This is a genomic window from Nonomuraea sp. NPDC051191, from assembly GCF_044455665.1.
GTDB lineage: Bacteria > Actinomycetota > Actinomycetes > Streptosporangiales > Streptosporangiaceae > Nonomuraea.
Window position 1 is genome coordinate 79,469 of record NZ_JBITEZ010000008.1, and the last position, 25,004, is coordinate 104,472.

At 71.3% G+C, this 25,004-nt stretch carries 25 protein-coding genes; 11 read left to right on the plus strand and 14 right to left on the minus strand.

What is annotated here, in order from left to right; translation table 11 throughout:
* The first annotated feature begins 4 nt into the window (after window positions 1-4).
* Window positions 5-310 (plus strand): hypothetical protein, encoded by a 306-nt coding sequence (locus ACIA8R_RS23805; protein ID WP_397040411.1) that lies wholly within the window; start codon window positions 5-7, stop codon window positions 308-310.
* Window positions 311-359: 49 nt separating this feature from the next.
* On the opposite strand, the gene ACIA8R_RS23810 is transcribed toward ACIA8R_RS23805, so the two are convergent.
* Window positions 360-941 (minus strand): GNAT family N-acetyltransferase, encoded by a 582-nt coding sequence (locus ACIA8R_RS23810; protein ID WP_397040413.1) that lies wholly within the window; start codon window positions 939-941, stop codon window positions 360-362.
* A gap of 52 nt (window positions 942-993) precedes the next feature.
* Between ACIA8R_RS23810 and ACIA8R_RS23815 the strand changes: the two genes are divergently transcribed.
* Window positions 994-1,917: a LysR family transcriptional regulator gene (locus ACIA8R_RS23815; RefSeq protein WP_357707743.1), complete on the plus strand. Its 924-nt coding sequence runs from the start codon at window positions 994-996 to the stop codon at window positions 1,915-1,917.
* Here the strand turns inward: ACIA8R_RS23815 and ACIA8R_RS23820 are convergent.
* From ACIA8R_RS23820 to ACIA8R_RS23840, 5 genes are read right to left on the minus strand one after another with little or no spacing between them, the layout of a single operon-like run.
* A complete protein-coding gene (locus tag ACIA8R_RS23820) occupies window positions 1,886-2,638 on the minus strand; it encodes a serine hydrolase (RefSeq protein ID WP_364086077.1) in 753 nt (250 codons plus the stop codon). The two genes, ACIA8R_RS23815 and ACIA8R_RS23820, sit on opposite strands and share 32 nt — an antisense overlap.
* Complete coding sequence (locus ACIA8R_RS23825) at window positions 2,635-4,218, minus strand: amidohydrolase family protein (RefSeq protein ID WP_397040415.1); 1,584 nt, start codon at window positions 4,216-4,218, stop codon at window positions 2,635-2,637. The genes ACIA8R_RS23820 and ACIA8R_RS23825 overlap by 4 nt, the downstream gene beginning before the upstream one ends.
* Before the next feature lie 31 nt (window positions 4,219-4,249).
* A complete protein-coding gene (locus ACIA8R_RS23830) occupies window positions 4,250-5,002 on the minus strand; it encodes an amino acid ABC transporter ATP-binding protein (protein WP_397040749.1) in 753 nt (250 codons plus the stop codon).
* Between the two features lies 1 nt (window position 5,003).
* Entirely contained in the window at window positions 5,004-5,834 is an 831-nt protein-coding gene (locus ACIA8R_RS23835; RefSeq protein WP_364086081.1) for an amino acid ABC transporter permease, read from the minus strand.
* Complete coding sequence (locus ACIA8R_RS23840; RefSeq protein WP_357707736.1) at window positions 5,831-6,697, minus strand: ABC transporter substrate-binding protein; 867 nt, start codon at window positions 6,695-6,697, stop codon at window positions 5,831-5,833. Before ACIA8R_RS23840 ends, ACIA8R_RS23835 begins: the two co-directional genes overlap by 4 nt.
* A 122-nt stretch (window positions 6,698-6,819) precedes the next feature.
* Here ACIA8R_RS23840 and lysA point away from each other — a divergent pair, with 122 nt between their 5' ends.
* Complete coding sequence (gene lysA, locus ACIA8R_RS23845; protein ID WP_364086084.1) at window positions 6,820-8,055, plus strand: diaminopimelate decarboxylase; 1,236 nt, start codon at window positions 6,820-6,822, stop codon at window positions 8,053-8,055.
* A gap of 16 nt (window positions 8,056-8,071) precedes the next feature.
* On the opposite strand, the gene ACIA8R_RS23850 is transcribed toward lysA, so the two are convergent.
* Entirely contained in the window at window positions 8,072-8,587 is a 516-nt protein-coding gene (locus ACIA8R_RS23850) for a pyridoxamine 5'-phosphate oxidase family protein (RefSeq protein WP_397040418.1), read from the minus strand.
* A 100-nt stretch (window positions 8,588-8,687) separates the two neighbouring features.
* Window positions 8,688-8,870, minus strand: coding sequence for a hypothetical protein (locus ACIA8R_RS23855; protein ID WP_397040419.1), 183 nt, complete (start codon window positions 8,868-8,870; stop codon window positions 8,688-8,690).
* 216 nt (window positions 8,871-9,086) lie between these two features.
* Between ACIA8R_RS23855 and ACIA8R_RS23860 the strand changes: the two genes are divergently transcribed.
* From ACIA8R_RS23860 to ACIA8R_RS23870, 3 genes are all read left to right on the plus strand, one after another.
* On the plus strand, window positions 9,087-10,115 hold the full coding sequence (locus tag ACIA8R_RS23860) for a polysaccharide deacetylase family protein (protein ID WP_364086091.1): 1,029 nt from the start codon (window positions 9,087-9,089) through the stop codon (window positions 10,113-10,115).
* 813 nt (window positions 10,116-10,928) lie between these two features.
* Window positions 10,929-13,097, plus strand: a complete 2,169-nt coding sequence (locus ACIA8R_RS23865) for a protein kinase (RefSeq protein WP_397040421.1) — start codon at window positions 10,929-10,931, stop codon at window positions 13,095-13,097.
* 55 nt (window positions 13,098-13,152) lie between these two features.
* Complete coding sequence (locus ACIA8R_RS23870) at window positions 13,153-14,127, plus strand: malate dehydrogenase (RefSeq protein WP_357707730.1); 975 nt, start codon at window positions 13,153-13,155, stop codon at window positions 14,125-14,127.
* A gap of 34 nt (window positions 14,128-14,161) precedes the next feature.
* Here ACIA8R_RS23870 and ACIA8R_RS23875 read toward each other — a convergent pair whose 3' ends face one another.
* Window positions 14,162-15,394, minus strand: a complete 1,233-nt coding sequence (locus tag ACIA8R_RS23875; protein ID WP_397040423.1) for an MFS transporter — start codon at window positions 15,392-15,394, stop codon at window positions 14,162-14,164.
* A gap of 219 nt (window positions 15,395-15,613) precedes the next feature.
* A complete protein-coding gene (gene galE, locus ACIA8R_RS23880; RefSeq protein ID WP_397040425.1) occupies window positions 15,614-16,564 on the minus strand; it encodes a UDP-glucose 4-epimerase GalE in 951 nt (316 codons plus the stop codon).
* A gap of 86 nt (window positions 16,565-16,650) precedes the next feature.
* On the opposite strand from galE, the gene ACIA8R_RS23885 reads away from it, so the two are divergent.
* Both ACIA8R_RS23885 and trpS read left to right on the plus strand, forming a co-directional pair.
* Window positions 16,651-17,964 carry a hemolysin family protein gene (locus ACIA8R_RS23885; protein ID WP_397040427.1) on the plus strand — a complete coding sequence of 438 codons (1,314 nt, stop codon included), beginning with the start codon at window positions 16,651-16,653 and terminating at the stop codon, window positions 17,962-17,964.
* 14 nt (window positions 17,965-17,978) lie between these two features.
* Window positions 17,979-18,983: a tryptophan--tRNA ligase gene (gene trpS / locus ACIA8R_RS23890; protein WP_357707725.1), complete on the plus strand. Its 1,005-nt coding sequence runs from the start codon at window positions 17,979-17,981 to the stop codon at window positions 18,981-18,983.
* 35 nt (window positions 18,984-19,018) lie between these two features.
* Here the strand turns inward: trpS and ACIA8R_RS23895 are convergent, their stop codons facing one another.
* From ACIA8R_RS23895 to ACIA8R_RS23905, 3 genes are all read right to left on the minus strand, one after another.
* Window positions 19,019-19,225, minus strand: coding sequence for a hypothetical protein (locus tag ACIA8R_RS23895; protein WP_357707724.1), 207 nt, complete (start codon window positions 19,223-19,225; stop codon window positions 19,019-19,021).
* A 96-nt stretch (window positions 19,226-19,321) separates the two neighbouring features.
* Window positions 19,322-20,512, minus strand: a complete 1,191-nt coding sequence (locus ACIA8R_RS23900; protein WP_397040429.1) for a helix-turn-helix domain-containing protein — start codon at window positions 20,510-20,512, stop codon at window positions 19,322-19,324.
* Between the two features lie 134 nt (window positions 20,513-20,646).
* Window positions 20,647-21,120 (minus strand): MarR family transcriptional regulator, encoded by a 474-nt coding sequence (locus ACIA8R_RS23905; protein WP_357707720.1) that lies wholly within the window; start codon window positions 21,118-21,120, stop codon window positions 20,647-20,649.
* Between the two features lie 93 nt (window positions 21,121-21,213).
* Here ACIA8R_RS23905 and ACIA8R_RS23910 point away from each other — a divergent pair, with 93 nt between their 5' ends.
* Window positions 21,214-22,077, plus strand: a complete 864-nt coding sequence (locus tag ACIA8R_RS23910) for a haloalkane dehalogenase (protein WP_364086109.1) — start codon at window positions 21,214-21,216, stop codon at window positions 22,075-22,077.
* Here the strand turns inward: ACIA8R_RS23910 and ACIA8R_RS23915 are convergent.
* Window positions 22,074-22,580, minus strand: a complete 507-nt coding sequence (locus ACIA8R_RS23915; protein WP_357707717.1) for a MarR family winged helix-turn-helix transcriptional regulator — start codon at window positions 22,578-22,580, stop codon at window positions 22,074-22,076. The genes ACIA8R_RS23910 and ACIA8R_RS23915 overlap by 4 nt on opposite strands.
* A gap of 61 nt (window positions 22,581-22,641) precedes the next feature.
* Here ACIA8R_RS23915 and ACIA8R_RS23920 point away from each other — a divergent pair, with 61 nt between their 5' ends.
* Together ACIA8R_RS23920 and ACIA8R_RS23925 are read left to right on the plus strand one after the other, a co-directional pair.
* Entirely contained in the window at window positions 22,642-23,919 is a 1,278-nt protein-coding gene (locus ACIA8R_RS23920; RefSeq protein WP_397040432.1) for an amidohydrolase family protein, read from the plus strand.
* Between the two features lie 30 nt (window positions 23,920-23,949).
* Window positions 23,950-24,963 (plus strand): YihY/virulence factor BrkB family protein, encoded by a 1,014-nt coding sequence (locus tag ACIA8R_RS23925; protein ID WP_364086114.1) that lies wholly within the window; start codon window positions 23,950-23,952, stop codon window positions 24,961-24,963.
* The last annotated feature ends 41 nt before the right edge of the window (window positions 24,964-25,004 follow it).

The following is a 25,004-nucleotide window of genomic DNA, read 5'->3' on the forward strand; positions in this document are numbered from 1 at the left end:
CCTCGTGCTGTCCAGGAAGTGGGCCACCGGCCTGCCCGCCGCGACCCTGCTCGCCACCGCGCTGCTCGCGGGCCTCGCCCCGGCCGCGCACGCCGTCCCCGACGGCTGCACCACCAGCGTGAACGGCTCGACGGCCGAGAGCCGCTGCACCGGTGGCACGGGGCAGCACCAGATCGCGATCACCGTCCTGCACGTCAACCCCAGCGTCGGGTACGTCTACAACGTCGGCCCATGGGTCTCTCCCGGCCAGGTCTCCGCGGCCACCATCCCGCCCGGCACGATCATCTCCATCCGCACCAACAAGCGCTGAGACGCGGGCGGCCGCCTCCGGGCGGCGGCTGACCCGCCGCCGAGGCGGGCTACCTGCTCGCCCGGCGCCAGTCGCTCGCGGCGAGGCGGTACAGGACGTGGCGGCGCAGTCGGTGCCCGGGGGGCAGGACGGGGTGGTCGAAGTCCCCGCCAGGGTCATGGACCATGCCGAGTCGTCGCATGACGGCGCTGGAACGCGTGTTGACCGTGGCCGTGAAGGAGACCACCTCCGCCAGCCCGAGGCGGTCGAAGGCGAAGCCGAGCGCGGCGGCGGCCGCCTCGCTCGCGTAGCCGTGGCCCCACGAGGCCCGGTTCAGCCGCCAGGCGATCTCCGTGGCCGGCATGAAGTCGGCCTCGAAGGTGGGCTGGTTCAGGCCGGTGAAGCCGATGAACTCGCCGGTGTCCAGCCTCTCCAGCGCCCAGCGTCCCCAGCCCTGCCGGGTGATCGCCTCGTCGCTGGCGGCGGCGAACGCGTCGCTCTGCTCGCGGCTGAGCGTGGCGGGGAAGTGTTCCATGACCTCGGGATCGGCGTTGAGCGCCGCGAAGGGCTCGCGATCGGCGGGCAGCCAGGGGCGCAGCAGGAGCCGCTCGGTGCGCAGCTCGACCGGCGGCAGAAGGGTGGAGTCGATCACCGGTGACATTTTATGCGCGGAGCGAGGTGGGGGAGCTCGTACGCTTGGTCCCGTGTTGAGTAGTAACCGGCTGCGTGTCCTGCTTGAGGTGTTCCGGACGGGCAGCATCGCCGGTGCGGCCCGGGTGTTGAAGCTGTCGCCGTCCGCCGTGTCCCACCAGCTGTCGCGGCTGGAGCAGGAGGCGGGGGTCGGGCTGGTCGAGCGCAACGCCCAGAGCCTGCGGCTGACCGAGGCCGGACGCCGCCTGGCCATCCGCGCCCAGGAGGTCGTCGACATCATCGAGGCGGCCGAGAAGGACCTGCTCGCCCAGGCCAGGGTGGACGCCGGCGAGCTGCGCATCGGCTTCTTCGCCTCCGCCGGGTACCGGTTGCTGCCGCTGGCGCTGTCGCGCTTCGCCTCCCGGTATCCCAAGGTGGCGCTCGACCTGGTGGAGGGCCAGCCGTACGAGCTGCTGCCCGATCTGGAACGCGGCGCGCTCGACGTGCTGGTGGTCTTCGAGCACGCGCTCGACCCGTGGCAGTGCCCGGAGGGGGTGGAGGTGGTCCACCTGTTCCACGAGCCGCAGCTCCTGGTGCTGCCGACCGGCCACCCCGCCGCCCAGCGCTCCGGCATCCGGCTCGCGGACCTGGCTGAGGAGCCGTGGATCACCACGTTCGGCGCCGAGCACCCGGTGTCGATCCTCGAACGGGCCAGCACGCTGGAGGGCTTCTCGCCGCGCATCCGCTGCCGCAGCGACCACTACGAGGTCACGATCGGCCTGGTACGGGCCGGGCTCGGCGTCGCGCTGGTGCCGAGCCTCGGCCTGCAGGGCGCGACCGGGCTGCACACCTGCCGCCTGACCACGCCCAACCTGTTCCGCAGGATCGGCGTGGCCAGGCGGCCGACCAATCCGAACCCGGCCGCCCGGTCGTTCCTGGCCTACCTGCGTACGGCCTCGGCCCAGCTCAGGAACTCGCTGGAGCCTTCGCTGCGCTGAGGCGGGCGGCGACGTCCAGGCCGGCTCGCCGTACGGCGGAGGTCAGGTCGTGCTCGCTGCCCGCCGGGCCGTGGGCGAGGACGGCGTAGGCGATGCGGCCGTCCATGATGCCGACGTCGGACCGGACGCCGTCGTCGGTGCCGGTCTTGTTGGCCAGCCAGTCGCCCTCGGGATCGTGCCTGAGCAGGGCCGGGACGAGACCGTGGTCGGTGTTCCTGCGCATCCACCCGCGCATGAGCGCCTGCCAGCCGCCCGGACCGGCGAGGAGCGCGGCCAGGCCGGAGAGCTCGGCCGCGGTGCCGATCGCGAACGTCGGCGGGTCCTGGGGGGTACGCGGCTCCCTGATGCGGTCGAGCAGCCTGGTCCGCGACAGCCCGAGCGCCGCGGCGGCGGCGTTGACCCGGTCCAGGCCGATCGTGCGCAGCAGCGCGTTCGTGGCGGTGTTGTCGCTGACGGCGGCGGTCAGCACGGCGAGGTCGCCGACCGTCCAGCTGCGCGCCGACAGCGCCGTGAGCAGCCCGGAGCCGCCGCAGTAGTCGTCGTCGTGCAGCGTCACCGGCGTGTCGGGGGCCAGGATGCCGCCCTCGACGCTCATCGCCACCTCGGCCAGCAGCAGCAGCTTGCCGACACTGGCCAACGGCAGCTCGGCGTCCTCGTTGACGCCGTGGAACTCGCCCGTCGCCAGATCGCGCGTCGCGACGGCGAGCGTGATGTCGTTCACCGCCCGATGATCCTTCCTGGTCTGTCCTCGGTGAGCCTGTTGTCCTGCACGGCGAGTCGTCCGGCCACGACGACGGCCCTGATGCCGACGGGGGGCAGCAGCGGGTCGGCGTAGGTCGCGCCGTCGGCGACCGTCCCGGGGTCGAAGAGCACCAGGTCGGCGTGCGCCCCGTCGCGTACGACGCCCCTGTCCTCCAGCCCGAACCGGTCGGCCGCCATGCCGGTCATCTTGTGGACGGCGGTCTCCACCGGGAACAGCCCCTGGTCGCGGGAGTAGCGGCCGAGCACCCTGGGGAAGGTGCCGGCCAGACGGGGGTGCGGGTGGCCCGGCTTGGGCACGCCGTCCGAGCCGATCATGGCGAACTCGCTCGACAGGACCCGCTGGACGTCGTCCTCGCGCATGGAGTGGCTGATGATCGTCACCTCGCCCTCCTCGGCGAGGAGCAGCTCGGCCGCCGCGTCCACGGGGTCGCCGCCCAGCTCGGCGATCGTACGGCCCTCGGCCTCGGGGTGACGGGTGGCGCAGGCGACCGAGATGCGGTCCCAGCCGCCGTTGCCGACCGTGTTCTCCCAGCCCGGCACGCCCGTCTCGATGGCCGCGCGCATCCGGTCGCGCTGGCCGCGGTCGCGCAGCCGGTCGAGCAGCGCCTCGGTGCCGCCGTCGTTGGCCCACGGGGGGAACATCGCCGACAGCGACGTGCTGCCCTCGGTGTAGGGGTAGACGTCGCAGGTGAGGTCCATGCCCTGGGCGCGCAGCGCGGCGATGCGGGGGAGCGTGCGCAGGGTCTTGCCCCAGGCGTGCTTCCCGGCGGTCTTGTGGTGGCTGACGTGCAGCGCGGCCCCGCTCCGGCGGGCGATCTCGACGGCCTCCTCCAGCGCCTCCTCGACGCGGGACATCTCGTCCCGCAGGTGGGTGACGTACGGCTTGCCGTGCCTGGCCGCGACACGGGCCAGCGCGACCACCTCGGCGGTGTCGCCGTACGTGCCCGGGGTGTAGATGAGGCCGGTGGACAGCCCGGCGGCCCCGGCGGCGAGCGCGTCGTCCAGCAGCGCGCACATGGTGTCGAGCTCGGCGGGAGTGGCCGGGCGGTCCTCGTAGCCGAGCACACCGGCCCGGAGGGTGCCGTGGCCGACGAGGGAGGTCAGGTGGTTCGACCGGGGAGCCCGCTCGTGCGCCTCCACGAACCCCTCGTAGTCCTGAAAAATGGGGATGTTGCCGCCGAAGCCGGCCCTGCTGGACCGGCGCAGCGCCGGCACCCGCTCGGGCAGCGCCGGGAACAGGCTCGACCCGCAGTTGCCGCAGATCTCCACGGTGACGCCCATGAGCACGGGCGCGGCGGCCAGCTCCCGGCCCGCCTCGCCGAGCAGGGTGACCGCGTCGGAGTGGGTGTGGACGTCGATGAAACCGGGCGCGACCACCAGCCCGGCGGCGTCGATCACCCGCCCTCCGCCGCCGTCGGACGGGCCGCCCCCGGGCAGCAGGACGAGGCGGTCACCGCGGACGCCGACGTCGGCCCGGCGCAGCGGCGAGCCCGTCCCGTCGGCCACGAGGCCGCCGCTGATCAGCATGTCGAGGCTCACGTGGCCGAACCCTTCCCGAGTGGCGAGCCGTTCACAGCACCTGCCCGAGAAAGGCCCGGGTGCGTTCGTGACGTGGCGCGGACAGCACCTCGCGGGGCGGCCCCTCCTCCACGATCACGCCGTCGTCGATGAACACCAGGTGGTCGCCCGCCTCTCTGGCGAAGCCCATCTCGTGGGTCACCACGATCATCGTCATCCCGCTGGCCGCCAGGTCGCGCATGACCTGCAGCACCTCCTGCACCAGCTCGGGGTCGAGCGCGCTGGTCGGCTCGTCGAACAGCATGAGCTTGGGGTCCATGGCCAGGCTGCGCGCGATCGCGACCCGCTGCTGCTGGCCGCCCGAGAGCTGCCGCGGGTAGTGGCCGGCCCGGTCGGCCAGCCCCACCCGGTCGAGCAGCGCCTTCGCCCGCTCGGCCGCCTTCGCCTTCGGCAGGCGCTTGACCGTGCACGGGCCCTCCATGACGTTCTCCAGCGCGGTCATGTGCGGGAACAGGTGGAAGCGCTGGAAGACCATGCCGATCTCCTGGCGCTGGCGGCACAGCTCGTCGGACCGCAGCAGGTGCAGCTTGCCGCCCTGCTCGCTGAAGCCCATGAGCTTGCCGTCGACCCACACCCGGCCCGCGTCGATCGTCTCCAGCCGGTTGACGCAGCGCAACAGCGTCGACTTGCCGGACCCGGACGGGCCCACCACGCAGACCACCCCGCCGGCCGGCACGTCGAGGCTGACGCCCTTCAGCACCTCAAGCTGGCCGAAGCGCTTCCTGACCGATTCGATCTTCACCATGCTAGTGGCCACGGCTGAACCTCCTCTCCAGAAAGCGCTGGCCGACGGTGGCCACGCTGGTGAGCAGCAAGTACCAGGTGGAGGCGACCACCAGCAGCGCGATCACCTCGAAGTTGTCCAGGTAGATGCGCTGGGAGACGGTCAGCAGCTCCGCGCCGGAGATGACCGAGACCATCGAGGTGGTCTTCAGCATGGAGATGAACTGGTTGCCGGTCGGCGGGATGATCACCCGCATCGCCTGCGGCAGCACGACCCTGCGCAGGATCTGCCGGTGCGACATGCCCAGCGACTCGGCCGCCTCCTGCTGCCCCGGATCGACCGACCGGATGCCGGCGCGGACGATCTCCGCCATGTACGCGCCCTCGTTGATGGTCAGCCCGAGCAGCGCCGCCGTGAACGGCGTGATCAGCTCGTTGGCCGGCCACTGGAGGAACATCGGCCCGCCGAACGGCACGCCGATCCCGATCTCGGGGAAGACCAGGCCGATGTTGAACCAGAAGATGAGCTGCACCAGCAGCGGCGTGCCCCGGAAGAACCAGGTGTAGAGGCCGGCCGCGCCGCGCAGCACCGGGCTGTCGGAGAGCTGCATGACGGCGGCGACCACGCCCAGGGCGACGCCGATGACCATGGACAGCGCGGTGAGCGCGATCGTGATCCACAGGCCGCCGAGCACGCGGCCGTCCAGCAGGAACTCGGAGATCACGTCCCAGTGGAGGTTGGGGTTGACGATGACGGTGTAGGCCAGCCACGCCATCAGCAGCGCCGCGACCACCGCCGCGACGAGCCGCCCCGGTCTGGGCGGCTTCACCGCCTCGATCGGGAGCTCCATCATGCGCCGGTGTTGATCGTGACCTTGGGCACGGCGTTGGCCGTCGTGCCGTACTTCTCCAGGATCTTGCCGTACTCGCCGCTGTCGATCAGTTCCTGGAGCGCCTTGGCGACGGCGTCGCGCAGGCCGGTCTGCTTCTTGTCGATCGCGATGCCCCAGGGGCCGGCGTCGTACTGCTCGGCCAGGACCTCGTACTTGCCGGTCTCCTTGGCGTACATGGCGGCCACGGGGGAGTCGACGATCGTGGCGACGGTGCGGCCGGAGTCGATGGTGAGCAGGCCGGTGGGGGCGTCCTCGCTCTGCATGATCTCCATCTTCTGGGCGCACTTCTCGTTCTGGCGCTTGCCGATCTCCAGGTTGGAGCTGCCCTTGGCCAGGACGACCTTCTTGCCGCACAGGTCTTCGAGGGTCTTGATGCCCTCGGGGTTGCCCTTCTTGACCATGATCGAGCCGCCGGCGTTGAAGTAGTCGACGAAGTCGACGGCCTTGCGGCGCTGTTCGAGGTCGCTGAGCGCGGCCATGGCGATGTCCCACCTGCCGCCCTGGAGGCCGGGGATGAGACCGTCGAAGGAGGCGTTGATGATCCGGGTCTTCAGCCCGAGTCGCTGCCCGACGGCCACGGCGAGGTCGGCGTCGACGCCGGTCATCTCCTGGGTGCCCGGCTTGTACATCTCCATCGGGGGATAGCCTTCCGAGGTCGCCATGCGGAGCTCGCCCGACTTCCTGATGGAATCGGGGACGAGATCGCTGGCGCTCTTGCCGGTCGAGGAGGGCGGCGTGGGGGTCGCCGTACCCGAGGTGGACCTCCCGCATCCCGCGCCGAGAGCGCAGGCCGCCACCAGGGCGATGACCAGGTGTGTTCGCATGGCATGTCATCGTGGCCAGGCCGTCAGGCGCCACCAAGCCTCGTGAAGGCATGCGACCCTCAGCAACGAATCCGTCGATGCTCGACCCCGTGAGCCCTCGGGGTTGCTTACGCTCGCCCCTCATGAGTTTGGACATCTGGCCCCAGACCGCCGCATGGCACGACGGGGAGCTGCATCTCGGCGGGATCGGCGCGGTCGAACTGGCCCGGGTGCACGGCACGCCCGCGTACGTGCTGGACGAGGCCGACTTCACCGCCCGCGCCCGCGCCTGGCTGGACGCGCTCCCCGACGGCGACGTCCACTACGGCGGCAAGGCGTTCCTCTGCCCCGAGGTGGTGCGCTGGCTGGACCGGCTGGGCCTGTCGCTCGACGTCTGCACGGGCGGCGAGCTCGCCGTGGCCATGGCCGGCGGGATGCCGCCCGAGCGGGTCGTCTTCCACGGCAACAACAAGTCGGCCGACGAGCTGCGCCGGGCCGTGGCCTGGGGCATCGGCTGCGTGGTCGTCGACTCCTTCACCGAGATCGGCAGGCTGGCCGGGATCGCCGCCTCCCTGGGCGTGCGGCAACGGGTGATGATCAGGGTGACGCCGGGCGTGGACCCGCACACCCACGCCTTCATCGCCACCGGCGGCGAGGACTCCAAGTTCGGCTTCTCGCTCAGCGCCGGCGCCGCGGCGCTCGCGGTGGCGCAGGTGACCGCCGAGCCCTCGCTGGAGCTGTACGGCCTGCACTCCCACATCGGCTCGCAGATCTTCGAGCTGGACGGCTTCGCCACCGCCGCGGCCCGGATGGCCGCCTTCGCCGCCGAGACCGGCGTCACGAGGCTCGACCTGGGCGGCGGCCTCGGCATCGCCTACACGCCGGACGACCCCACCCCGCCCACGCCCGCCGAGCTGGTCGCCGTGCTCAGGAAGGAGACCCAGGGCCTGCACCTGGCCGTCGAGCCGGGCAGGTCCATCGCCGGTCCGTCCACGGTGGCCCTCTACGAGATCGGCACGATCAAGGGCCGGTACGTCAGCGTGAACGGCGGCATGAGCGACAACCCCCGCCCCGGCATGTACGGCGCCGCCTACACCGCCGTGCTGGCCAACCGCGCCTCCGACGCCCCTGCCGGTGCCTTCACCGTGGTCGGCAAGCACTGCGAGAGCGGCGACGTGCTGGTGCGCGACATCGCGCTGCCCGGCGACGTGCGGCCCGGGGACCTGCTCGCCGTACCGGTGTCGGGCGCCTACCAGCGCTCGATGGCGAGCAACTACAACCACGTGCCCCGGCCGCCGGTCGTGGCGGTGCGGGACGGCGAGGCGCGGGCCGTCGTCCGCCGGGAGAGCGAGGAGGACCTGCTGCGGCTCTACCTGTGAGAGCCGCGCCGGCCGGTCAGGACGTGAGCTTGGCGAGATCGGGGGCGAAGACGGTCATCCAGTGCGGGTGCAGCCGGAAGTAGACGACGTCGTTGTCCCAGTCGAAGGCGTTCTCGCCGTAGAAGTCCTTGAGGTAGGCGAGCAGGTCGGGCCAGTCGGCGGCCGGCTCGCCGTCCTGCGGGTTGAGGATCTCCACCGTGCCGTGGGTGAACACGCCCAGGTCCTCCCCACGCATGTGCGCGACGCTGGCCACCGGACGGGCCGCCAGGTGGCGTGCCTTGGCGGCCCCGCGCGCGGTGCCGAAGACCCACCTGCCGTGCAGGAAGTGGCCGTCCGCGCCGCTGATGCGGGGCTCGCCCTTCGCCGTCACGGTGGACAGGGCGAGGACGCACATGCCGGTCAGGACGCGGGTGAGCTGCTCGGCGTCCAGGGTGCGCTCGGTGACGATCGAGCGCAGGTGCGAGGTGGAGCGGGAGAGTGAGGCGTCGAGGAGCGCCTGAAGCTCTTCGAGCTCCTGCGGGGTTTCACGCATTGATGTCCTTGTCTGTCCGTACGCACCGGCCCCCGTTCGGCTGGGCCGGCAGGACCATGCTCGGCCGGAAACCCGACACCCTGTGTCATGTTTTCCGGACTCAGGACGAATCTCTGACGCGGGAGGCCTGTTCCTCCTGGACCCCGCGGGCGGTGCGCAGGAAGCCGAGGATCACCGCCAGTTCGTCCGGCCCGTAGCCGTCCAGCGCCCGCGCGCCCGCCAGGCCGACCGGGACGAAGATCTCGGTCTCGGCGGCGCGGGCGGCGTCGGTCGCGACATCCACAACGGCCGGGTCCGGCCGGTCACCGTCCCGGAGCCGGACGCGTTCCCGTCCAGGATGTCGCAGCTGATGGCCCGGATCGCCCGCCGGTTCGGCCTCGGCAGGGAATGACGCTTTTCGCAATCCCTGACGCTTCTTTGACGAGGTCGCGGCGTGGCGCAGTTGATCATCTGGGTAAGGCCCAACCTGTAACAGTCGTACGCGTCTCGGGGGGTTCGGATGCGACTGGGTATTTTGACAGGAGCGGGGCTGCTCGCGGTCGCCGTCGTCCTGACCGGGTGCGACTCGCCGCCCGACACAGCCAAGATCACCGACAGCAAGGCCGAGGCCGCGGCCAGGCTGAAGCAGAGCAAGGCGGCCAAGATCGCGCTGGCGCGCAAGGTCAAGGCGAACGAACTGGGCCAGATCCCGGTGCTGATGTTCCACCGGGTCATCAAGAACCCGGCCACCACCGACGACAGGACTCCGCAGCAGTTCCGCTCGGACCTCGAACGGCTGGTCAAGGAGGACTACGTCCCGATCAGCGCCTCGGAGATGGTGACCGGGAAGATCAACGTCCCGGCGGGCAAGCATCCCGTGGTGCTCACGTTCGACGACTCGTCGCCCTCGCAGCTCACCCTGAACGAGATGGGCGTCCCGCAGCCGGACACCGCCGTGGCGATCCTGCGCGAGGTGGCCGCCAAGCACCCGGGCTTCCGGCCGGCCGCCACCTTCTACGTCACCCGCGACATGTTCGGCAAGACCGTGCGCGAGGAGCAGGCCCAGACGCTGGGCTGGCTCAAGGACAACGGCTTCGACATCGGCAACCACACCCGCGACCACGTCAACCTGCGCGGACGTTCGGAGAAGGAGGTCGAGGACCAGATCGGCGGCATCGCCAAGCAGATCGACGACCTGACCAAGGTCAAGCCGAACTCCATCGCCCTGCCGTACGGCAACCAGCCGAGCAAGAAGGAGTGGGCGCTGCACGGCAAGTTCTACAACCACGCCGGCGCGTTCCTGGCCGGGTACACGCCCGCGCCCTCGCCGTTCAGCAAGGCGTTCGACCCGGGCGGCATCCCGCGGATCCGCGTCATGGAGAAGAAGGGCGACTGCGCCCAGTTCTGCTCGGCGGCCTGGCTCGACTGGCTCAAGAACAACCCGGACATGCGCTACACCTCCGACGGCGACGTCAGCACGGTCGCGTACCCGAAGTTCAAGAACCCGTACCTGCGCAAGTCCTTCACCACCTGGAGCCTGCCCTACTGACGGACGCGCCCGAGCACCACGCCCAGCTCGGCGGGCTGACCGTGAGGGTGTCCTCGTCCTCCCGGCGCAGGAGGGCGGCGAGCCACCAGCCGGTGGCCAGCTGCGGGGTGACCGCACGTGCTTGCCCGTCTTCGTGTCGAACAGGGCGACGCCCTGCTGGAGCACGCCGTCGGGGGTGAGCTCCCGGTGCCGTGACGCGATCAGGCGGCCGGAGGGGGACGGCTCGATGGTCCACTCCACGTTGCCCGGCATGGTGTAGCTGCGCAGCAGGTGGCCCTTGGGCGAGTAGACGGCGAACCAGACCGATCTGAGGTGTCCCGGAGAGCGGCGGGAGGGCTCGCCGCTCTTCATGGCGAGGCCTTCCGACGTCCATCCGGCCACCTGCCCGCGACCCGGGAGTGGCCGTGCTGCGCGCGGCTGCCTGACGGGGAGCCGTTCGACGGTTCCCGTCCGAAGGTCGGCCACGACGTGGATGTTGTCACTGTCCCTCAGGAAGGCGGCACGCCACTCCGTCCACGTGATCTCCTCGGCCGCGACCAGGAACGTGCACTCTCCCGTTGATCAACCGTAGCGATCGGCAGAGTCGGGATGCCAGGTTGGAAGCAGGATTTCCTGATGGACCCGATGCCGGCGGGAGGCCGTCGGCGGCCTGATCCATAAGCAGTCAAGACCGTAGTTACAGGGTCCGAATGGACGCTGTGTACGGGCTTTGTGTAAAAACCGGTGAGTCACGAACGGTTAACGGATCCCTGGGAAGTTGCTGAGCGTCGTAAAGTTTGCGTGGTTGGGGTTCAGTGAACGTGGGGAAGACGAATGCCGCAGATCGCGCCGCTGGTGGCCGGCGATCCAGCGCTGCTGGGTTCGTTCCGGCTGTCCGGACGGGTCGGCGAAGGCGGCCAGGGGATCGTCTACCTGGGCGTCAACGAGCAGGGTGAGCGCGCCGCGATCAAGCTGCTGCACGTGAAGTTCAGCGGTGACACGATCGCCAGGTCGCGTTTCGCCCGGGAGCTGAAGGCGGCGCAGCGGGTGGCCTCCTTCTGCACCGCGCGGGTGATGGAGGCCGACCTCGACGGCGACACGCCGTACATCGCGAGCGAGTACATCGACGGGCGGGCGCTGCGCGACATCGTCGAGACCGACGGCCCGCTCAGCGGCACGGTCCTCGACCGGCTGGCCATCGGCACCGCCACCGCGCTCACCGCCATCCACCACGCCTCGATCGTCCACCGGGACTTCAAGCCCGACAACGTGCTCATCGCCGCCGACGGGCCGCGCGTGGTCGACTTCGGCATCGCCCGCATCATCGACTCGACCGGCACGATCACCAGCCGCGCGATCGGCACGCCCGCGTACATGGCGCCCGAGCAGATCGCCGGCGACGACATCGGGCCCTTCACGGACGTGTTCGCCTGGGGGGCGACCATGGCCTTCGCCGCCACCGGGAAGGCGGCCTTCGAGGGCAAGTCGATCGCGGTGGTGCTCAACCGCATCCTGAACCACGAGGTCGACGTGGAGATGATGCACGAGCCGCTGCGGGGGGTGGTGCGTTCGGCGCTGGCCAAGTCGCCCGACGAGCGGCCCTCGGCCGACCAGCTCCTGCTGCGCCTGCTCGGCCAGACCGGCACGGCCGCCGGCGCCTCGACGGCGGTGCTGACCAGGGGCGTGCAGGTGGCCGGTGACGACACCACGCCGTTCACCCGGGTGTCGGCGACGTCCATCACCGAACGGCCCGTCACGCAGGCCACGGGTCACCCCGCCGACCCCGCCGCCTCCGGCCGTCCGCCGACCGGCACGGCCCCCGGCCACGACCGTACGACCGGGCAGCAGGTCCGCCATGACCGCATGACCGGGCAGAGCCGGTCGGGCCCGCCGGTGACCGCGCCCCCCGGCCCGGTGACCGGTTCGGTGACCGGTTCGGTGACCGGTTCGGTGACCGGTTCGGCGAGCGGCCCGGTGACCGGCTCGGCGGCGGGTCACATGACCGGGACCGGGAGCCACGCGACCGGGACCGGTGGCGCGGGGCAGGTGGATACGACGCCCCCCGGCCAGGGCCCCGCGCCGCGGCCCCTTGACGAGCCCGTGCCGTCCGGCGGCCGGCGGCGGCTCAAGGTGTGGCTCGCGCTGGCCGCCGCGCTCGTCATGCTGGTGGTCGTCGCCGTCGCTGCGATGGCGAACGGCTGGTCACCGCTGGCGTTCAAGGGTGAGGTCGTGACCCCTTCGACGACGGGCAAGAAGACCCAGCGGCCCCCCACGTTCGCCTCGGTGGTGGACAAGGTCGCCCAGACCGGCAAGATCGTCATCGGCGTGAAGGCCGACCTGCCGGGCGTCGGCCTGCAGAACGGCGACGAGTTCACCGGCTTCGACGTCGAGGTGGCCAAGCTGGTGGCCGCGGCGCTCGGGGCGGAGGAGACCAGGTTCGCCCGGGTCGGCCGGAACGACCGGGCGGCCGCGCTGGCCGAGGGCAGGGTCGACCTGGTCGTCGCCACGTACTCGGTGGACAAGAGCGAGACCCGGTTCGCCGGGCCGTACTACGTGGCCCACCGCGACGTGCTGGTCCGCGCCGGCACCGGCATCGACTCGCTGGACGACCTCAAGGGCAGGAAGATCTGCGCGCTCGACACCCCGACGGTCGGCGAGGTGCAGGACAGGGTGAAGGTCGAGCCCGTGACCGCCGCCAACTACGCGGAATGCATGGACCTGCTCAGGAACGGCAAGGTCGACGCGGTGCCCGGCGAGGACCTGATCCTGGCCGGGTTCGCCAGCCGGGAGAACCTGCGCTACAAGATCATCGGTGCCAAGCTGGACAACGAGCGGTACGCGGTCGGCATACGGGGCGGCGACACCAAGACCTGCGCCGCGGTCAAGGGGGTCATCGCCGACCTCTACCGCACGGGCACCATCAAGAAGCTCCTGAACAGCCACTTCGACAAGGTCGACTTCCAGCCCGAGCTGAAGGTGCCCGCGATGGAGCCCTGCGGATGACGAGCGGTAACATCCGAAAGTCCAACGAATTCATCCTGTGAGTTAGGGGAAGGCCATGGCCACGCCCGTCAAGGTAACCGTCACCGGGGCCGCCGGTCAGATCGGCTACGCACTGCTGTTCCGCATCGCGTCGGGACAGCTGCTCGGCGCTGACGTCCCGGTCAAGCTGAGCCTGCTGGAGATCCCGCAGGCGGTGAAGGCGGCCGAGGGCACCGCCATGGAGCTCGACGACTGCGCGTTCCCGCTGCTGTCCGGCATCGAGATCACCGACGACGCCAACGTCGCCTTCGCCGGCGCCAACGTCGCCCTGCTGGTCGGCGCCATGCCGCGCAAGGCCGGCATGGAGCGCGGCGACCTGCTCGGCGCCAACGGCGGCATCTTCGGCCCGCAGGGCAAGGCGATCAACGAGCACGCCGCCGACGACATCAGGGTCCTGGTCGTGGGCAACCCGGCCAACACCAACGCGCTCATCGCCCAGCAGAACGCGCCCGACGTCCCGGCCGAGCGCTTCACCGCGATGACCCGCCTCGACCACAACCGCGCGCTGTCCCAGCTCGCCGCCAAGCTCCAGGTCCCGGTCACCGAGATCAAGAAGATGACCATCTGGGGCAACCACTCCGCCACCCAGTACCCCGACCTGTACCACGCCGAGGTCGGCGGCAAGGTCGCGGCCGAGCAGGTCGACGGCGAGTGGCTGCGCGAGACGTTCATCCCGACGGTCGCCAAGCGCGGCGCCGCCATCATCGAGGCCCGTGGCGCCTCCTCGGCCGCCTCGGCCGCCAACGCCGCGATCGACCACGTGTACGACTGGGTCAACGGCACCGAGTGGACCTCGGCCGCCGTCGTCTCCGACGGCTCGTACGGCGTGCCGGAGGGGCTCATCTCGTCCTTCCCGGTGCGTTCGGTCAACGGCCGGTACGAGATCATCCAGGGCCTGGAGATCGACTCCTTCTCCCGCGAGCGCATCGACGCCAGCGTGGGCGAGCTGACCGAGGAGCGCGACGCGGTCCGCGAGCTCGGCCTCATCTGAACCCGGCGCGACACCACGGACGCGCGTCCCCGGCTCAGCGGGGGCGCGCGTCCGTCGTCATGAGGGGGATGGCGGCGGCGCGGGTGTGCTCGGCCCAGCGGGCCACCGGCGGCACGGCGAGCCCGGCCGCCAGGAACAGCCCGCCGAACAGCAGCCAGCCCGGCAGCCCCCAGCCCACGATGACCGTGGTCATGACGGCCGGCACGACGATGTTGGCCACCTGCTGGCCCATCCCGTACAGGCCCTGGTACTGGCCGATGGCCTGCGGCGGGGCCAGCTCGTACGACAGGCCCCAGGAGCCGGCGGCCTGGAGCAGCTCACCGAAGACGTGCAGCAGCGCGCCGCCGAACAGGGCGACCAGCGCCACCCAGACCGGCTGCCCGGCGGCCAGGGCCAGCAGCACGCAGGCCAGCAGCAGGAACACGCCCGAGCGGCGCTGGGCGCGGGCCGCGCCGGCCGCGTCGTCGGTGCCGCGGCTGAGCCGCACCTGAAGGAGCGTGACGGTGACGGTGTTGACCATGGCGACCGCGGCGACCGTCCAGGTGGGCGCGGACGTGCGGCCGGCCACCCAGAGCGGGATCGCGATGGTGAGCAGCCCGTTCTGCATGAACAGCACGGCGTTGAGCAGCGCCAGCACCGCGTACGGCCGGTCGCGCAGCACGATCCAGACCGGCTCGCCCGCCTTCCGCCGGACCGGCGCGACCGACGGCACCCGGAGCGTCAGGGCCGCGCTCCCGAGGTAGCAGAGCGCGCAGCCGAAGATCATCCCCAGGTACACCGGCCTGCTGTCGAAGTGCAGTGCCGCGCCCGCGCCGAGCCCGCCGACCGACCAGCCGACGTTGGTCACCGCCCGCAGGTACGCCCGCACCCGCACCCGGTCGGGCCCCGGCACCGCGCCCCCGACCAGCGCCGCCCGCGCGGTGCCCTCCGCGGCCTCGGCGAACGTCACCAGGGCGGCCACCACGACGAACCCGGCGAACCCCGACACCAGCGCGTACACCGGCACCAGCAGCCCACCCGCGGCGGAGAAGGCGATCTGCACCCGGCGCGGCCCGGCCAGGTCGGCCAGCCGCCCTGCGGGCAGCCCGGCGGTGAGCCCGACGGCCGCGGCGATCGTCATCCCCAGCCCGATCTCGCCGTCCGACAGGCCGACCGAGAGCTTGAAGAACAGCACGCTCACGGTGACGAACAGGCCGCGGCCGACGGAACGCAGGAGTGTGGCGTAGGTGAGCGCGCGGACGGGCCGGCTCTCGGGGAGGAGTGACACGGCGGAACACGCTACTGGTCACCCGGAATCTCCTGTTCGTCCACCCCCGGGCAGGAGGGGACGGGCTGGGCGGCCGGCGCGGGCTGGGAGGTCGCGAAGATCACCCCGGCTGCCGCGGCGAGGCTGCCCAGCAGGATGAGGGCACCAAAGACCAGCTTCGTGACCCTTGGTGAAAAGCTCCTCACATTTGGGTATCACAGCACATACTCGCCACCCACATCAGGCGTTCCCGGAAAGTGCCGTCCACGCGTCGGAGACGATGTCGCGCAGCGCCGCCCGCTCCGCCTTCCAGCCCAGGTCGCTCTGGATGCGCGCGGACGAGGCCACCAGGACGGCCGGGTCGCCGGGCCGCCGGTCACCGACGACGACCGGGATCTCGTGGCCGGTGACCTCGCGGCAGACCGAGATCACCTCCTGCACGCTGAACCCGGTGCCGCTGCCCAGGTTGTAGATCTTGTGCTCGCCCTCGGCGATCGCCTCCAGGGCCAGCAGGTGCGCCCGCGCCAGGTCGCTGACGTGCACGTAGTCGCGCACGCAGGTGCCGTCGGCAGTGGGGTAGTCGGTGCCGAACACGCTCACCGAGTCGCGCTCGCCGGTGGCGACCTTGAGCACGTTCGGGATGAGGTGGGTCTCGACCGTGTGCCGCTCGCGGAAGCGGCCGTAGGCGCCGGCCACGTTGAAGTAACGCAGGCTCACCGCGCCGAGCCCGCGGATGCCCGCGTAGGCGCTCAGGGCGGTGTCCACGGCCAGTTTGGAGGCGCCGTAGGGGTTGGTCGGGCGCGTCGGGTCGCTCTCCTCGACGGGGGAGCGCTCGGGCTCGCCGTACGTGGCCGCCGTGGAGGAGAAGACGATCCTGCGCACGCCCTTGTCGCGCATGGCGTCGAGCAGGGCCAGGGTGCCGCCGAGGTTGTTGGCCCAGTAGAGGCCCGGCTTCGCCACCGACTCGCCCACCAGGGACTTGGCCGCGAAGTGCAGCACGGCGTCGATGCCGTCGAGCGCCTCGTGGGCGTTCGTGATCGACTCGCGGACGAACCGGGCGCCCTCGGGCACCGCGTCCTCGTGCCCCGTGGACAGGTCGTCGAGCACGGTCACCTCGTGCCCCGCCTCGACGAGCTGCGCGGCGACGACGCTGCCGACATACCCGGCGCCTCCGGTGACCAACAGCCTCATGTTCACTCCTGTTTACATATGTTTGATTTTGTACGGCTTGCCGTTCAGCATACGCGGGAAACCCGCCGAGTACGCTGCCAACCACCATGTTTGACACCCTCGGGGCGAACATCGCCCTGGTCCTGCTCTTCATCCTGGTCGGCGGGTTCTTCGCGGGCGCGGAGATCGCGATGGTCTCCCTGCGTGAGAGCCAGGTCCGCAAGCTCGCCGAGCGCGGCCGCAGGGGCGAGCGCGTGGCCAAGCTCGCCCGCGACCCCAACCGCTTCCTGTCGGCGGTGCAGATCGGGGTGACCGTCGCCACCATGCTCTCGGCCGCCTTCGGCGCCGACCGGCTCGGGATGCAGCTTGTCCCGGTGCTCGAACGCTGGGGGGTGCCGCAGGGCGTCGCGTCCGTGCTCGGGCTCGTGCTGGTGACGCTGGCCATCTCGTACGTCTCGCTGGTGCTCGGCGAGCTGGCCCCCAAGCGGCTGGCCCTGCAACGGACCGAGGGGCTGTCGCTGTTCGTCGCGCCCTTCCTCGACCGCATCGCCTCGCTGTCCCGGCCGATCATCTGGATGTTGTCGAAGTCGACCGACCTGGTCGTCCGGCTGCTCGGCGGCAACCCGGAGGCCGACCGGGAGGAGGTCACCACCGAGGAGCTGCGCGACATGGTCGTCGGGCACGCCGAGCTCACGGCCGACGAGCGCAAGCTCATCGCCGAGGTGTTCGCCGCCGGCAAGCGCCAGCTCCGCGAAGTCATGCTGCCCCGCACCGAGGTCGAGTTCATGGACGCCGAGACGCCGCTGGCCGAGGCCGCGCACCTGGCCGCCACGCTGCCGCACTCCCGCTTCCCCGTGTACCGCGAGTCATACGACGAGGTCATCGGTTTCGTGCACGTGCGCGACCTGCTCGACCCCGCGCTGATCGGCCGCACCGAGCCCATCAGCGCGGTGGTGCCGGTCCGGCCCGCCAAGTTCGTGCCCGCCTCCAAGCGTCTGCTGAGCACCCTGAACGAGATGCGCGACGAGGGCCAGCACCTGGCCATCGTGGTCGACGAGTACGGCGGCACCGCGGGCATCGTCACCATGGAGGACCTGGTCGAGGAGCTGATCGGCGACATCAGGGACGAGTACGACGTCGAGGAGGACGTCGTCGTCCTGCCCGCCGGCGAGATCGAGATCGACGGCCTGACCAACCTCAACGACTTCGCCGTCGAGACCGGCGTACGGCTGCCCGACGGCCCGTACGAGACGCTGGGCGGGTTCGTGATGGCCATGCTGGGGCACGTGCCGGCCGTCGGCGAGCAGGTGGAGGTCCAGGGCTTCGAGCTCACGGTCACCGAGCTGGACGTGCGCCGCATCGCGCGGGTGAGGGTGAAACGCCGGGCCGCCGTCGAGTCGCCGCCCGACCAGGATTCCTGACACAATTGCCTGCTATGGCCAGACCTCGTGTTCTCTCCGGCATCCAGCCCACCGCGGACTCATTCCACCTGGGCAACTACCTGGGTGCGGTCCGTCAGTGGGTCACGATGCAGGAGACCCACGACGCCTTCTACTGCGTGGTCGATCTTCACGCGATCACCGTGCCGACCGAGCCCGCCGCCCTGCGCAGGCGCAGCCGGGTGGCCGCCGCGCAGCTCTTCGCCGCCGGGCTCGACGCCGAGCGCTCGACCGTCTTCGTGCAGTCGCACGTGCGCGAGCACACCGAGCTCGCCTGGATCCTGATCTGCCTCACCGGCATGGGCGAGGCGGCCCGGATGACGCAGTTCAAGGACAAGTCGGCCAAGTTCGGCGAGAGCGCGGCCAGCGTCGGGCTGTTCACCTACCCGATCCTCCAGGCCGCCGACATCCTGCTCTACCAGGCCAACGCCGTCCCGGTGGGGGCCGACCAGAAGCAGCACCTGGAGCTCACCCGCGACCTCGGTCAGCGCTTCAACCACCGCTTCGGCGACACGTTCACGCTGCCCGACCCGTACATCCTCAAGGAGGTCGAGAAGATCACCGACCTCCAGGACCCGACGGCGAAGATGTCGAAGTCGTCCTCCAGCCCGGCGGGCATCCTCGACGTGCTGGAGCAGCCGGGGCCGCTGCGCAAGAAGGTCATGCGCGCGGTGACCGACACGGGCTCGGAGGTGCTGTTCGACGAGGAGAACAAGCCGGGCATCTCCAACCTGCTGCGCATCCAGTCGGCGCTGACCGGCACCCCGATCCCCGACCTGGTCGCCCGCTACGAGGGCCAGGGCTACGGCACGTTCAAGAAGGACGTCGCCGAGGCGGTCGTGGAGACGTTCACGCCGATCCGGGAGCGCACGGAGAAGCTGCTGGCCGACGAGGCCGAGCTCGACCGCCTGCTGGCCGTCGGCGCCGAGCGCGCCGCGACCGTGGCCCGGCAGACGATGGCCGAGGTCCGCGACCGCGTGGGCTTCCTGCCCAAGCTCTGAGGCCGGAAGGGCGGCGGGTCGCCGCCCTTCACGGGTCATCCGGGGCGCGCGCCTGAGCGGTCGAGCGGGCGTACGCGCAGCCGGGCGCGCAGCGCCGCCAGGCTCCGGCCGGTGAGCCGGACGTCGCCCGACACGGCGGTCCATCCCGCTCGTCCCCGGCTGAACGCCCAGCCGGGGAACTCGCGCATCGCCTCCTCCAGCAGACGTTCCATGACGACGGCGGCACTCGGCGTTGTGGTCATGGGACGCACAGTGCCACCCCGGCGCCTCTCCGTGACGAACCGCGGTGACAGATCTCCCTGTTCGGCCGGAGCGAACTCGGAGTTCGGTCGCCGGCCTCAGACGTCGATGTTGTGCCGTTCGGCGAGGAAGCGCACCTCCGGCGCCCACGACGGCCGCGCGCGGCGCACCAGCGAGCGGACCATCTCCCGCAGCAGCAGCTTGTGGTCGAGCTCCTCGGGGCTCTCGCGCTCGATGCGCAGCAGGTAGACCAGGCTCGCGGCGTCGTCGCCCAGGTCCTCGCAGGCGCGGGCGACGTGGCACAGGTGCGTGGTGCGCCGCTCGATGGAGGGCGTCCTGCGGATGTCGATGTCGTCGGCCAGCCGCAGCACGGCCTCGGGGTGGGCGGTGTCGTTCTCGATGCTGGCCATGTGGATGGCCACGTTGGTGGGGCCGAAGAAGGCCAGGTCGTAGGCGCCGGAGTGGTCGTCGGCGTGTTCGGCCAGCCGGGCGGCGGTGCCGCGCACGGTCTCCCTGGCCTGGTCGTCGTCGCCGCCCCGGGCCGCGCTGATGGCGGCCAGCAGGTGCAGCGCGCCGAGGGCCTTGATGTGCCGGACGTCGCCGTCGGCCACGTGGGGTTCGAGGATCTCGATGCCGCGCCGGGCCACGTCGTGGGCGATCTGGTGCATGTCGTCGGAGAGCATCGACTGGCCGAGGTTCCAGTGGGCCCAGGCGAGCATCAGCGGGTCGGCCGACTCCTCGGCGTAGCGCATGGCCCGGTCGGCGGCCAGGTGCGCGAGATCCACCCGCTGCAGGTGCTTGAGCACCCCTCTGGCCAGCATGTACGCGTCCGTCGCCGCCCTGTATGCCGTGGGCGTGCGCTCGGCCGCCAGGCTCTCGGCGTCGGCCACCAGCGAGGGCAGCGCGGCCATCAGGATCGAGTACCGGCGGGCCGAGGTGAACCAGGCGTTGCGCGCCGCCGCCACGCGTTCGGTCAGTTGCCCGGCGTCGGGCGGTTCGAGGTCGGGCTCGCCGGCCCGGCAGGAGAACAGGGCCCGTTCGATGTCGCGGATCTGCGGCCTGCTGGGCTCGTGGGAGTCGCGGGGGGTCTCGCCCAGGAGCACGGCGGTGCGTACGCCGAGGACCTTGGCGATCTCGCGGAGAAGGGGCAGCGAGGGAGTGCGTTTGCCGTGTTCGATCAGTTCGATGTGCCGGGTGGTGCAGCCGGACTGGGTCGCCAGCGCGGTCGTGCTCATGCCCCTTCGTTCGCGTTGGAGTCGCACCATCTGCCCGGTGCTGATTTCGGTCATGGGGGTGACGCCTCCTGGCTAGGTCCCGACACAGCACAGGCTAGGGTCACCGGACCGGCGCTGCCATGCGTTCCCCCTGGTCAGGAGGTATGTCGGCAAGCTCCCGCGCCTCGGCTTTTACTGGTTTTTGCCCACTATTGGGATGGTTGGGAGTGGTGGTCGCGCAGCCGTGCGAGCAGCCCGGTGAGCTGGTCGCGCTCGGGGCCGGTCAGGGGGGCCAGCAGCTCGTCCTGGACGGTGTCGACCAGCGCGTCGAGCCGGGTGAGCCGGTCGCGGCCGCGCTCGGTCATGGAGATCACGTTGCGCCTGCGGTCGGCGGGGTCGGGTGCGCGCTCGACGAGGTCGCGCTCGGCCAGCTCGTTGAGCAGCGCGACCATGTCGCTGCGGTAGATCCCGGTGCGCCGGCTCAGCTCCGCCTGGCTGGCCGGGCCGGCCTCGCGCAGCGCGACGAGCACCGCGTAGTGCCACTTGCGCGCGTCGGCGTCCGCGAGCCGTTCGGTGACCAGACGGTCGGCCTGCGTCGCGACGTGGGCCAGCAGGCGGCTCGGCAGGCTGCGCAGGCGAGCGGGGGCGGCCTGGTCGCCGGCGTCGGTCATGTCGTGGCTCATGCCGGCGATCCTATCCCGGTTGCGTTAGTGGCACTAACGATGTACTTTCGTTAGTGCAACGAACGTTAGAGAGACAAACGAAAGAGGCGTGTCATGCCTGTTGTCGATGTGCTGGACTCGACCATGTACTACGAGGACCGGGGCGAGGGTGTCCCGATCGTCTTCCTGCACGGCAACCCGAACTCCTCCCACCTGTGGCGCAACGTGCTCCCCGCGGTGGGCGGGCCCGGCCGGTTGCTGGCCCCCGACCTGATCGGCATGGGCCGTTCGGGCAAGCCCGACCTGGCCTACCGTTTCACCGATCACGCCCGCTACCTCGACGCCTGGTTCGACCGGCTCGGCCTGGAGGACGTGGTGCTGGTCGGGCACGACTGGGGTGGCGCGCTGGCCTTCGACTGGGCGGCGCGGCATCCGGACCGGGTGCGCGGGGTGGCCTTCTTCGAGACCATCGTGCGGCCGATGAGCTGGAGCGAACTGGGCGAGGGGCCGCGCGCCCGCGGCGAGCTGATCAGGAGCGAGGAGGGCGAGCGGCTGGTGCTCGACGACGACTTCCTGGTGCGGACGGCCTACACGGGCGGGGTGCTGAACCCGCTGAGCGAGGAGGAGATGCGGCCGTACCTGGAGGCGTACGCGACCAGGGAGAGCCGCCGGCCGCTGCTGCAGTGGGCGCGCTCGATCCCGCTCGACGGCGACCCCGCCGACGTGACCGAGGCGGTCGAGCGTTACGACAAGTGGCTGGCGAGCAGCGGCGACGTGCCCAAGCTGCTGCTCACCTTCGACTCCTCGCCAACCCTGCTCATCCAGGGCGAGGTGCTCGACTGGTGCGCCGGCAACATCTCGGCGCTGGAGATCGAGCACCTGGGCCCGGCCGGCCACCACGCCCCGGAGGACCAGCCGGAGGGCATCGCGGCGGCGATCCGCTCGTGGGCCGACCGCCACGCCCTGCGTGCGAGCTAGCGGAAGCGGCGGCGGCCGACGAGGCCGAGCACCTCGCGCAGCGCGTCGGCCGCCGCTCTGACGTCCTGTTCCGGCACCCCGGCCAGCACCTCCTCGTGCGCCCGCGACGACGCGTCGAGCGCCGTCAGGGCCACCCGGAGGCCCTCGGCCGTGAGCTGTACCCATCGGCTGCGCGCGTCGCCCGCGTTGGCCTCCCGCTCGACGTAGCCCGCCGTCGTCAGGCGTTGCAGCACGTTGCTGGTGCCCCCCGAGGTGAGCAGCAGCGCCTTGGACAGCTCGCTCGGCTTCATCCGGTGCGGCGCCGGCGTACGGGTGAGCGCGGCCAGCACGTCGAACTCGGCGTAGGTCAGCCCCAGCTCGGCCAGCTCGGCCTTGATCGCCTGCTCGAAGACCAGGTGCAGCCGGGACAGGCGCTTGCTCAGCTCCAGACCGGCGATCAGCGATGACGACAGCCCGGACTCCGTCCAGCGCGGCACCATCGCGTCGATCTCATCCGGTTTCACGCCATCGAGAATACCCATCGCCAGATTGCTTTTCGAAAAGCTTCCTCTTAAGCTTTCTGGCATGACAACTCTCCTGATCAAGAACGGCACCGTGATCGACACCGAGCCCGAGCCCGTGGTGCTCGGCCAGGTGGACGTGCGCGTCGAGGACGGCCTGATCGCCGAGGTGGGCCCCGGCCTGCCCGACGTCCCCGGTGCCGAGGTGATCGACGCGACCGGGCGGATCGTGCTGCCCGGGTTCGTCGACACCCACCGGCACACCTGGCAGGCCGGCATCAGGGCGGTCGCCCCCGACCTCGCCTTCGACGGCTACCTGCGCCGCGTGCTCAACGAGCTGGCCCCCGGCTACCGCCCGGCCGACGTCTACGCGGGCAACCTGGCCGGCGCGCTGGAATGCCTCGACACCGGCATCACCACGCTGCTCGACTGGTCCCACATCCAGCTCTCGCCCGCCCACACCGAGGCGACCGTGCGGGCGCTGCGCGACTCGGGGATCAGGGCCGTGCTCGGCTGGTGCCACGGAGGCGAGCCCGGCGGGCTCGTCCGCGAGGGGCTGCGGGTGCACGGGGAGCACTTCGGGGCGGGCGGCGGGCGGGTCACCATGGTCGTCGCCGCGCTCGGGCCGGAGATCGTGGGCGAGGAGCACGCGCTGGCGGAATGGCGTCTGGCCCGCGAGCTCGACCTGCCGGTCACCGTGCACATGGGCGTCGGGGGCCCGGACGGAGCCGCCCGCGGCCTGGCCTTCCTGGAGACGAACGGCCTGCTCGGGCCCCGGACCACGTACGTGCACGCCACCAGCTACAGCGACGACGACCTCAAGCGCGTCGCCGGCAGCGGCGGCAGCGTGTCGGTCTCGCCGGTGGACGAGATGACGCTCGGGATGGGCTACCCGGTCACCGGACGGGCCAGGGCGGCGGGCATCCCGACCGGTCTCGGCATCGACACGGTGAGCTGCGCGCCGGGCGACATGTTCAGCCTGATGAGGGCGGCGTACCTGCTGGAACGCGGCCGGCCGGGCGGCGGGGGCATGGGCTTCACCACCCGCGACGTGCTGCGCATGGCCACCGTCGAGGGGGCCGAGGTGGTGGGCCTGGGCGACGTCGTCGGCTCGCTGCGGCCGGGCAAGCAGGCCGACCTGCAACTGCTGCGTACGGACACGCTCGGCATGGCGGCGGCGCACGACCCGATCGGCGCCGTCGTGCTCAACGCCGACCCGAGCGCGGTGGAAACCGTGCTGGTCGGCGGGCGTGCCGTCAAGCGAGGTGGGCAGATGCTCCACCAGGACCTGGCGGCGGTCCTGGCGTCACTGACAGAATCGGCCGACGCCGTGACGAGGTGATCGTTCGCCTCCGGCAGGGGGTGTGAGGGCGTGAAGGCGAGTCTGACCGAGCGGATCGCGTCGATACGCGCCTGGGGCCGCAGGACGCTCGACCACTGGCGGGTCCGCCGGCTGTGGATCGACCACCTGGTCAGGGCCGTACGCCGCTACCAGCTCCAGGGCGGCGACCGGCTGGCCGGCTCGGTCACCTATTTCTGCTTCCTGTCCTTCTTCCCGCTGCTCGCGCTCGGGTACGCGGTGCTCGGCTTCACCCTCGACGCCAGCAGCGCGACCAGGGAGGCGCTGGAGACCGCCATCACCGAACGGCTGCCGGGCATGGCGGCCGACCTCAACCTGGAGCAGATCGCCGGCGCCCGGACCACCGCGGGCATCATCGGCCTCCTCGGCCTCCTGTACGCCGGCCTCGGCGCGATGGACGCCCTGCGCGCGGCGCTGCGCGAGATGTCGATGACCACCGTGCCGCCGCCCAACTACTTCCTGGGCAAGCTGCGCGACCTGGTCTCGGTCATCCTGCTCGGGGCGACGCTGGTCGTGTCCGCGCTGGTGTCCGGGGCCGCGACCACGGTCACCGACAAGGTGCTCGATCGCGTCTTCGGCGACAACTCGCTGCTCAGCACCGAGGCGTTCCGGATCTTCGCGGTGGTGGCGAGCGTCGCGGCCGACTGGGTGCTGTTCGTGATCATGCTCGGCTGGGTGGCCAAGCCCGCCGAGCCTTTCAAGGTCATCGTCAGGGGCGCGCTGCTCGGCGCGATCGGGTTCGGGCTGCTCAAGCAGCTGGCGAGCCTGCTGCTCAGCCACACGCTCAGCAACCCGGTCTACGGCGCGTTCGCCGCCACCGTGGGGTTGCTGGTGTGGATGAACTTCTCCGCCCGGCTCGTGCTGCTGGCCGCCGCCTGGACGTCCACCACGGGGTTGTGCCCGCCGCCGTCCCCGTCGCCGATCCCGTCGCTGGGGGACCCGACGGAGGTGCCGGCGGCCGACCAGGGCCCGGCGCCCGGCCCCGAGTGCAAGGGCGCGACCCCGCGCCCGACCTCGGAACCCTGACCCGGCCCCCTCCTCGGGGCCCAGTCCGGACCCCGCCACGC

Coding starts and splice junctions, on each gene's coding strand:
- galE (WP_397040425.1), bottom strand. CDS start 16,564: ATGAGGCTGTTGGTCACCGGAGGCGCCGGGTATGTCGGCAGCGTCGTC.
- ACIA8R_RS23895 (WP_357707724.1), bottom strand. CDS start 19,225: ATGACCACAACGCCGAGTGCCGCCGTCGTCATGGAACGTCTGCTGGAG.
- ACIA8R_RS23885 (WP_397040427.1), top strand. CDS start 16,651: ATGTTTGACACCCTCGGGGCGAACATCGCCCTGGTCCTGCTCTTCATC.
- ACIA8R_RS23860 (WP_364086091.1), top strand. CDS start 9,087: ATGCGACTGGGTATTTTGACAGGAGCGGGGCTGCTCGCGGTCGCCGTC.
- ACIA8R_RS23865 (WP_397040421.1), top strand. CDS start 10,929: ATGCCGCAGATCGCGCCGCTGGTGGCCGGCGATCCAGCGCTGCTGGGT.
- trpS (WP_357707725.1), top strand. CDS start 17,979: ATGGCCAGACCTCGTGTTCTCTCCGGCATCCAGCCCACCGCGGACTCA.
- ACIA8R_RS23920 (WP_397040432.1), top strand. CDS start 22,642: ATGACAACTCTCCTGATCAAGAACGGCACCGTGATCGACACCGAGCCC.
- lysA (WP_364086084.1), top strand. CDS start 6,820: ATGAGTTTGGACATCTGGCCCCAGACCGCCGCATGGCACGACGGGGAG.
- ACIA8R_RS23905 (WP_357707720.1), bottom strand. CDS start 21,120: ATGAGCCACGACATGACCGACGCCGGCGACCAGGCCGCCCCCGCTCGC.
- ACIA8R_RS23870 (WP_357707730.1), top strand. CDS start 13,153: ATGGCCACGCCCGTCAAGGTAACCGTCACCGGGGCCGCCGGTCAGATC.
- ACIA8R_RS23900 (WP_397040429.1), bottom strand. CDS start 20,512: ATGACCGAAATCAGCACCGGGCAGATGGTGCGACTCCAACGCGAACGA.
- ACIA8R_RS23830 (WP_397040749.1), bottom strand. CDS start 5,002: ATGGTGAAGATCGAATCGGTCAGGAAGCGCTTCGGCCAGCTTGAGGTG.
- ACIA8R_RS23910 (WP_364086109.1), top strand. CDS start 21,214: ATGCCTGTTGTCGATGTGCTGGACTCGACCATGTACTACGAGGACCGG.
- ACIA8R_RS23835 (WP_364086081.1), bottom strand. CDS start 5,834: ATGATGGAGCTCCCGATCGAGGCGGTGAAGCCGCCCAGACCGGGGCGG.
- ACIA8R_RS23840 (WP_357707736.1), bottom strand. CDS start 6,697: ATGCGAACACACCTGGTCATCGCCCTGGTGGCGGCCTGCGCTCTCGGC.
- ACIA8R_RS23850 (WP_397040418.1), bottom strand. CDS start 8,587: ATGCGTGAAACCCCGCAGGAGCTCGAAGAGCTTCAGGCGCTCCTCGAC.